The organism is Streptosporangium sp. NPDC000563 (genome assembly GCF_040299985.1).
Lineage (GTDB): Bacteria > Actinomycetota > Actinomycetes > Streptosporangiales > Streptosporangiaceae > Streptosporangium.
Map to the genome: position 1 here is coordinate 119,901 of NZ_JBEPDA010000005.1, position 7,815 is coordinate 127,715.

9 protein-coding genes are annotated in these 7,815 nt (G+C 66.0%); 7 read left to right on the top strand and 2 right to left on the bottom strand.

The window, feature by feature from the left end; genetic code table 11:
* The first annotated feature begins 50 nt into the window (after positions 1-50).
* From aceE to ABT352_RS15590, 4 genes are all read left to right on the top strand, one after another.
* Positions 51-2,510 (top strand): pyruvate dehydrogenase (acetyl-transferring), homodimeric type, encoded by a 2,460-nt coding sequence (aceE, locus tag ABT352_RS15575; RefSeq protein WP_350945501.1) that lies wholly within the window; start codon positions 51-53, stop codon positions 2,508-2,510.
* Between the two features lie 388 nt (positions 2,511-2,898).
* Positions 2,899-3,291 (top strand): ribonuclease E inhibitor RraB, encoded by a 393-nt coding sequence (locus tag ABT352_RS15580; RefSeq protein WP_350945502.1) that lies wholly within the window; start codon positions 2,899-2,901, stop codon positions 3,289-3,291.
* A 288-nt stretch (positions 3,292-3,579) separates the two neighbouring features.
* The gene (locus tag ABT352_RS15585; RefSeq protein ID WP_350945503.1) at positions 3,580-4,128 is read left to right on the top strand and encodes a hypothetical protein; all 549 of its coding nucleotides are present in this window, start codon (positions 3,580-3,582) and stop codon (positions 4,126-4,128) included.
* Positions 4,129-4,409: 281 nt separating this feature from the next.
* Positions 4,410-4,952 (top strand): hypothetical protein, encoded by a 543-nt coding sequence (locus ABT352_RS15590; protein ID WP_350945504.1) that lies wholly within the window; start codon positions 4,410-4,412, stop codon positions 4,950-4,952.
* 231 nt (positions 4,953-5,183) lie between these two features.
* On the opposite strand, the gene ABT352_RS15595 is transcribed toward ABT352_RS15590, so the two are convergent.
* The gene (locus ABT352_RS15595; protein ID WP_350945505.1) at positions 5,184-5,954 is read right to left on the bottom strand and encodes a GntR family transcriptional regulator; all 771 of its coding nucleotides are present in this window, start codon (positions 5,952-5,954) and stop codon (positions 5,184-5,186) included.
* Positions 5,955-6,046: 92 nt separating this feature from the next.
* On the opposite strand from ABT352_RS15595, the gene ABT352_RS15600 reads away from it, so the two are divergent.
* The 3 genes from ABT352_RS15600 (at position 6,047) to ABT352_RS15610 (ending at position 7,389) form a co-directional block, all read left to right on the top strand.
* On the top strand, positions 6,047-6,418 hold the full coding sequence (locus tag ABT352_RS15600) for a hypothetical protein (RefSeq protein ID WP_350945506.1): 372 nt from the start codon (positions 6,047-6,049) through the stop codon (positions 6,416-6,418).
* Positions 6,415-6,669, top strand: a complete 255-nt coding sequence (locus tag ABT352_RS15605; RefSeq protein WP_350945507.1) for a hypothetical protein — start codon at positions 6,415-6,417, stop codon at positions 6,667-6,669. Before ABT352_RS15600 ends, ABT352_RS15605 begins: the two co-directional genes overlap by 4 nt.
* Positions 6,670-7,251: 582 nt before the next feature.
* Positions 7,252-7,389: a hypothetical protein gene (locus ABT352_RS15610; RefSeq protein WP_350945508.1), complete on the top strand. Its 138-nt coding sequence runs from the start codon at positions 7,252-7,254 to the stop codon at positions 7,387-7,389.
* 281 nt (positions 7,390-7,670) lie between these two features.
* Here ABT352_RS15610 and ABT352_RS15615 read toward each other — a convergent pair.
* The coding region (locus ABT352_RS15615) for a tetratricopeptide repeat protein (RefSeq protein WP_350945796.1) at positions 7,671-7,815 on the bottom strand (145 nt) is incomplete at its 5' end.

The following is a 7,815-nucleotide window of genomic DNA, read 5'->3' on the forward strand; positions in this document are numbered from 1 at the left end:
ATGGCAGATGGAAACAACCGATGATCGATCATAGGGTGTTTAATGGTGGCATGGAGAAGGACATTGACCCGCAGGAGACTACGGAATGGCTGGAATCGCTGGAGGCGGTCCGCCGGGCGGCAGGCCCTGAACGGGCCGAGTACCTGCTGAAGCGGCTGGCCACGAGCAGCCGGTACATCAACACCGTGCCGACGTCGGAGGAGCCCGGCTACCCCGGTGACCTCGAACTGGAGGAGCGGATCGCGGCCTACGACCGGTGGAACGCGGCGGCGATGATCACCAGGGGCAGCCGGCTCGGCCTCGGTGGCCATCTGGCCACCTATGCCTCGGCCGCCTGGCTGTACGAGGTCGGGTTCAACCATTTCTTCCACGGTGGTCATGACCAGGTCTACTTCCAGGGCCACGCGTCCCCGGGCATCTACGCCCGCGCGTTCCTGGAGGGACGGCTGACCGAGGGCCAGCTCGACCTGTTCCGGCGCGAGCCCGAGGGCGGGCTGCCGTCGTACCCGCACCCGCGGAGCATGCGCGGGTTCTGGCAGTTCCCCACGGTGTCCATGGGCCTCGGGCCGCTCAACGCGATCTACCAGGCCAGGTTCAACCGCTACCTGCACAACCGCGGCATCAAGGACACCTCGCTCAGCCACGTATGGGCCTTTCTCGGCGACGGCGAGATGGACGAGCCGGAGTCCACGGCGGCCATCACCCTGGCCGCCCGCGAAGGGCTGGACAACCTGACCTTCGTGATCAATTGCAATCTGCAGCGGCTCGACGGGCCGGTGCGCGGCAACACCCGCATCGTGCAGGAGCTCGAAGGCGTCTTCAGGGGCTCGGGCTGGCACGTCGTCAAGGCACTGTGGGGCGCCGAATGGGACGGGCTGCTCGGTTCGGACGAGCTGGTGTCCCGGCTGGGCGAGATGCCGGACGGGCAGTTCCAGACCTTCGCCACCTCGACCGGGGCCTACATCAGGCAACATCTGTTCCACGGGCTGGACGTGCCGTACTCCGATGAGGACCTGCGGCGCATCGTCGGCGGCTCACGGGCCGGCCACGAGCCGCGCAAGGTGCACGCCGCCTACCGCCGGGCCCTCGACCACCACGGCGCGCCGACGGTGATCCTCGTACAGACCGTCAAGGGGTGGACCCTCGGGGCCGGCGTGGAGGCGCGCAACGCCAACCACCAGATGAAGAAACTCACCCAGGACGAGTTCCGGGCGCTGCGCGACCGGCTCGGACTGCCGGTGCCGGACGAGGCACTCGACGCGGACCTGCCGCCGTACCTGCACCCCGGGCCCGACTCGCCCGAGGTCCGCTACGTGGCCGAGCGCCGCCGTGCCCTGGGCGGACCCATCCCCAGCCGAACCGTCTCCCACCAGCCGCTGCCGGCGCCGGCCGAGCGGCCGTTCCAGTCCCTGGAGAAGGGGTCCAAGCAGCCGGTGGCCACCACGATGGCCTTCGTCCGCCTGGTCAAGGACCTCATGAAGGAGCCGGAGACCGGGCGCCGCTGGGTGCCCATCGTGCCCGACGAGGCCAGGACCTTCGGCATGGAGTCGCTGTTCCCCACCGCCAGGATCTACTCTCCGCTGGGCCAGCGTTACGAGTCGGTCGACCGGGATCTGCTGCTGTCCTACCAGGAGGCGGTCGACGGCCAGCTCCTGATCGAGGGCATCACCGAGGCGGGATCGATGGCGTCGTTCACGGCCGCCGCCTCCAGCTACGCCACCCACGGCGAGGCCATGATCCCGTTCTACATCTTCTACTCGATGTTCGGCTGGCAGCGGACCGGCGACCAGATGTGGGCGCTGGCCGACCAGCTCGGCCGCGGATTCCTGATCGGCGCCACCGCGGGACGGACCACGATGACCGGCGAAGGGCTGCAGCATGCCGACGGGCACTCCCAGCTGCTCGCCTCCGCCAACCCCGCGTGTCTGGCCTACGACCCCGCCTTCGGCTACGAGGTCGCGGAGATCGTGCGCGAAGGGCTCCGGCGCATGTACGGGCCCGACGACGAGGACGTCTTCTACTACCTCACCCTCTACAACGAGCCGCTTCCCCAGCCCGCGATGCCCGAGGGCGTGCGCGAGGGCATCCTCAAGGGCATCTACCGCTACTCCTCCGGCGGCGGCCAGGCCCACCTGCTCGCCAGCGGCACCGCGATCCACTGGGCACTGGCCGCGCAGCGGCTGCTCCAGGAGGAGCACGGCGTAGGAGTCGACGTCTGGTCGGTCACCTCGTGGAGCGAACTGCGCCGCGACGCGATGACCTCCACCGGAGTGCCCTACCTCCGGCAGGCCCTGGTCGGGACCGAGGGCCCGGTGATCGCGGTCAGCGACTGGATGCGCGCCGTGCCGGATCAGATCAGCCCGTGGATCGACCGGCCGTGGACCTCCCTCGGCACCGACGGGTTCGGCCTCTCCGGCACCCGGGAGTCCGTACGCGAGCACTTCGGCGTCGACCCACGTTCGATCGCCGACGCCGTACTCAAGTCCGTCAAGGAGACCGGCCGGAGATGACCGGCCCGGCTTCGCCACCGCTGCGGCCGAGCTGTCCGGGTGTCGTCCACCCTCGCGCGGACGACACCGGCATCATCCGGGGTTGTTGCCCCGTTCCCGCAGGTCAGCAGCAGATGATCTCGTCGGGCATGTAAGACACGTTGCATGAGCACTCGTCCAAACGCGTCTCGGCCGAAACGGCCGCCATCGCAAATGACCACCAGGAACATGTGGTCCAGGAAGTGTTTCGGTTGAAACGTTTCCTGGACACCTGTTCGAGGAACCGACAAGGCCGTGACGATCGCCGGCGGTGGCCAGGTTCCCGTGCTGGAAGGAGCTGAGGCCATGGACCAGCTTTTCCCGGACTGACTATGATCGCCAATCCGAACAAGATTACGAAGGATGTCGCATGTGGCCGTTCCGGAGAAAGAAGCATGAGCAAGTTGATCTGGAAGAGCGGTCACCAGAGCTTGGGATCAAGTACAAGGACCTGATGGTGATGCATCAGCTCACCAAGGCAGGAGCTGATCTTGAGCAGCCTCGTCATGTGGACTTCTACTTGTACGCCCCGACCTTCGATGCCGCTCAGAGCATCGCCAAGGAGGCCAACGGCGCCGGCTACGGCCTGCGTCCCGAGATCGGGAAGCCCTCCCCGGAGCATCCGGACAGCTGGCCGGTGACCTGTGAAACGACCGCAGTGATCTCGCCTGACTTCGTGCGGGAGACGGGCAACCTGTTCGACGACCTGGCGGCTCGGTATCACGCCGAGTACGACGGTTGGGGAGCCGCAGCCACCCCGTGAGGCGTAGTCACTCAGCAACGCAGAAGGCCGCTCCCGATCTCTCGGAAGCGGCCTTTGACCTGGGTGGAGATGAGGGGATTCGAACCCCTGACCCCTTCGATACGAACCCTGGTGGGACGTACCGGGCCTGCTCGCCGGATGCCACCTGGTGCCGTCAGGTACTGTGCCGATGCCGTCTGATGATCTCGGCCACGCCCTCGTGTCAGCGGGTTCGCTGACTTTTCGCTGACTCTGGTCCATGAGAGTCCGGCGGAAGCCAGCCCTCTTCTCGACGGTTATCGTGCATCTGTGACGATCACCGATGCCGAGATGGCCGCTCTGCTCGCGCCGGCCGGGCTCCGCTTCATAGAATGGCGGAATCGGGATGAAGTCCTGTTGCCTCCGCTGCCGGCGGGATACTCAGCCGCGAGTGCCCGCCCCGAGCACGGCCGGTTCGATTCTCTCCCGGACGAGATAGTTGATGTCGACGCCCCGGACATGCCTGACAAGGTCAATGCGAGCTGGTTCCGGATGGCGACGGAGTACGGACTCTTCAACGAAGAGCGTGAGTTTCTGCTGGCGGCCGACTACACGGAGTACGGCGAAGCGTACGACGGAGAAGATCACATCGCCTGGGTCCAGGTACGGCTCCTCGATGGCTGGGACTTCGTCGCGAGCGAAGTAGATCAGCTGCGGAGCTCGATGGCAGGGCTGCTCACGACGCGCTTCGTACCGGAATTCACGGTGGCGTCCCTGGACGGGCGGACGATGATGAACACCACTGTCTGGGGCGACGGCACCATCAGCACCATCGCCATATGCCCCTCCTGCAAGGAGGAGCCAAAACATAGTCCCTGAACAGCGAAAAGGCCCGGCTCCATGATCTGGAACCGGGCCTTTCGTCTTGTGGAGATGAGGGGATTCGAACCCCTGACCCCTTCGATGCGAACCCCGGTGGGGCGTACCGTCTCCGATCAGCGGATGCCGTTCGGTGTCGTCAGATGCCACGACGATGACGTCCATCGGTCTCGGCTGCGCTCCCGTGTCAGCGGGTTCGCTGACTCCGCGATCGCTTCCCAGAATGGCGATGATCGTTTCCCTGCGATCCAGGAGACCAGGGAACTGTTACGGTGCTCACCGTGGCGTACCCGGAACCCCTGCTCGACCTCATCCGTCGCACTCCAGCGGCCGCCGAACTGTTGATATGGCCGTTCGACTTCGACGTCTCCCGCACCGATCACGTAGAGGTCGTGAAACTGGCGTCCGGTGATGCGCTGGAAGCGATTGCCGGTGACGGCGCGGGCGGGACGTTCTTCCTGTGCGGGGATGAGGTCGAGCAACGGCCTGTGCTGTTCGCCGACTCCGAAGGACAGGCCGGATTGATCGGTCGTGATCTGGGCGCCGCGATCCAGCTGATCGTGAGGGTCCCGTACTGGAAGGATTGTCTCGCGCGCGCTTCCGGTGGTCTGGAAGCCATGCGATCGGTAGTCCCTGAGCTGGAGCGGGAGTACGGCGATGATCGTATCGATCTTGACGTCTGCCGCGCCTCGCTGGCCGGGTGGCTCACATTGAACCTCCCGCCGACCGCGGACGTGCTGGCCCGTCTCTTGGAGACGGTGGCGCTTCCCGGCTTCGTCCTGCTCAACGAATGGGGCGACGCCTACGGACCGATCAGCAGATGACCCGTTGGGCTTCCTGACGGCCGGTCGGCCGGACGCTGCGTCGGTGAGTTCGGCTGTCTCCACCAGCCGATACATCCTGCATTGTCGCGTCAAAGGTGGACAACGCTCGGGTGCGCTGCAACGCGTTTCCGTCCGTGGTCGTTGTCACTCAGTTCTTCGCGGGCCGACTCCCCCGGTGCGCCACGAAGCTCCCGCGCTGAAGCAGGGTGATGGCACGTCCCTCGTAACGGATCATCCGCTCGCGCGTTCGCCCACCGGACCGGAGTAACCGAGTTGCGAGGTCTCGGCCGGGACCACGATGTCGGCGACCTCGACCGGCCGTCCATCGGCGAGATAGGTCCGCTGGATCGTCAGCACGATGGACCCCGGCGAGATGCCGAGGCGCTTGGCCTCTCCTGGAAGAGCAGCGCGTGCGCTGACATCCTCAACCCAGTCATCGACGATCACACCGATCTCGGCCATCCGGTGCGTCACCCCGTGGCCGGCCAGCGGCCCGTCCTCCGGCATCGCCACGATCGTGCCTCTGGTCAACTGCAGCGGCTCGTAGGAATCCGACAGCATCCAGACCTGACCGCCAGCCCGGAAGACGTACCGGGTGTGCATGACGTCATCGCGGTCATCCTCGGGCTCGTCGAGAGCGAGCCGGGCACGCACTTCCGGCGACGCGCGCACCGTGGCGGACTCGTACTCCCAGCTTCCGGCCATCGCCTGCTCAAGCATGCTCGCGGCGAACGGTGAGCCGGCCTTCCGCTCTCGGTGCCAGGAGCGGGGAATCCTCCGGACCGGTGGCCGCTCCCTCACGAAGGTGCCCGCACCGGGGCGGGAGATGACATGCCCTTCCTGAGCGAGCTGGCGGATCGCCTCACGGATGACGCCCTCGGCTACGCCGTGCTCGGCGGCCAGGTCCTGGCGTGCGGGCAGGCGGGTTCCGGCAGGTAGTTCGCCTGTGACGATTTGCCGCCGTATGAGCGCGACGAGCTGAAGGTACCTGGGCTGATCCACTTCACCAGGTTGACATCCGGATATCCGGCTTGCAAGCTGGACATCCGACTAGCGAGCCGGATAGCCGGATCGCTCTTCTCCTGGTGGTGATCATGTCGACCTACTCACAGGATTACGCGCCGTTGCCCGGCAGCGTCGACGCAGCCGTACAGCACGCTCGCACCATCGCCAAGCAGCACCAGCCTGACCGCATCGATGACGCCGAACAGGTGGTGCGCGCCATGGTCTCCGACTCCCTCACCCGCACCGAACAGGGCAGCGCCATCCGCCTCGTCACGACCATCGCCCCGAACTGCATCCGCTTCGAGGTTCGTGACCCGAACACGCCGAAGCCGGGTACTCCCAGACACTCGGACGTATGGCAGCTAGTGTCCGCGCTCGCTGACCGGTACGGATCTCGCAGTACCCGAGACGACCACATGTCGTGGGCCGAGCTGTACGTCCGACAGGTGGCACCCGTATGACCCTCGTGCTGCCTGACCCGAGTCTGCCGATCGACGACGCCGAGTGGCTGAAGATCCTCACCGAAGCCTTTCCGTCCTGGAGCTTCTGGCACAGTCCCGCCGGCTACTGGAGAGGCACCCACCACCAAGAGCTGACAGAGGAGCAGGCTGTCCCCGAGTCCCCGTTCCGCCGCACCGTGGAGGCCGAGACCGCGCGGGAACTGGCAACCGAGCTCGCCCGGCAGGAGATTCTTCGGGGAGCGTCGGCATGAGCTCCGATTTCGGCACGCCTCACGCGGTCTGCGACCACTGCGGTTACGACCTTGAGCGGAAGTCCGCGCTGGACGGGATCGTCTATCTGAACTGGCGCCTGGATCCGAAGCTCGATCGAGTCGCCTGCACGGCCAGCCCAAGCAAGAGGCACGCACCCCGCCATAAGACATCCATGAGCACTCGCCGAGGGGACTGCGAGCTTCCATGATCCCCCGGCTGCCGGTGCTTACTGAAGCGGCGGCGGTCGGGCCAGACCCCCGCGGGCGGGTGCGCGCAGGTGCTCACTCGTGGGGTCCGTGGTCCCGCTCCGACCTGGAGGGGAGAGCCATCCCGAAGAGTGGGACGGCATGGGGCGGGACCACCCACCTCGTCCGGCGGGCAGCGCGCCCCCTCGCACCGCCGGACCCCGGGCCCTCGTCGTCCTTCTCCAGTCAGGCGAGGGCCCACCCGTACACCGACGGGCGCGTTACCCGTCCCGCCCTCGCCCTCCCCCTATGAGGCGAGGGCTTCTCTCGTTCACCGGAGACCAGATGCTTCCTCGTATGTCCGTCCTGGACCGCCTTCGCTTGCGCCTCCGCCGAATGAAGATCCGCTTATGCCTCCGCAGGGCCAGGCGGGCCGATGCGGCCATCGAGGAGTTGTTACAGGAGATCGGCCAGGATCCAGCGAAGGCCATGGAGGTGCTGCGGAAGCACTTCCCGGACGCCGACGACACCTGACGTGAGGAAACCTCTGCCTGGCGGAGAGAGGGTCCGTCCTACTCCGCTGCTGTACATACAGCCTCCAGGCAGGCGGCCCGCCCTGTCATTCGATGGCAAGGGGACCCGTACCGCAGGGCCGCTAGGCCCGAGGAACGGAAGCCCCGCGGCAGCCAAAAAAGTTGCATCGGAAAACACAAGCGCAAGCGTAAAATCACCGAAGCTAGATGTGATTAGTTCGCACACGACTTGCCCAGCAGAAGCCCTAAAGCTTCTATTCGAACTGGCGCCGGAAGCATTTGTCAGTAAGAAATATCTTGCCGCCAAATAGCAGTATCGGGATGATCGGGGCCATGAACAGCCTCAGCAATAGCCAACGCCCGCTGTTCCAACGGAACCGCCTCACCCGGCCGCCCCAAAGCACGGAAACTCGAAGCAAGATTCCCG

Excerpts from the sequence above, each read along its gene's own strand:
- aceE (WP_350945501.1), top strand. The coding sequence starts at position 51 with ATGGAGAAGGACATTGACCCGCAGGAGACTACGGAATGGCTGGAATCG.
- ABT352_RS15580 (WP_350945502.1), top strand. The coding sequence starts at position 2,899 with ATGTGGCCGTTCCGGAGAAAGAAGCATGAGCAAGTTGATCTGGAAGAG.
- ABT352_RS15600 (WP_350945506.1), top strand. The coding sequence starts at position 6,047 with ATGTCGACCTACTCACAGGATTACGCGCCGTTGCCCGGCAGCGTCGAC.
- ABT352_RS15605 (WP_350945507.1), top strand. The coding sequence starts at position 6,415 with ATGACCCTCGTGCTGCCTGACCCGAGTCTGCCGATCGACGACGCCGAG.
- ABT352_RS15610 (WP_350945508.1), top strand. The coding sequence starts at position 7,252 with ATGAAGATCCGCTTATGCCTCCGCAGGGCCAGGCGGGCCGATGCGGCC.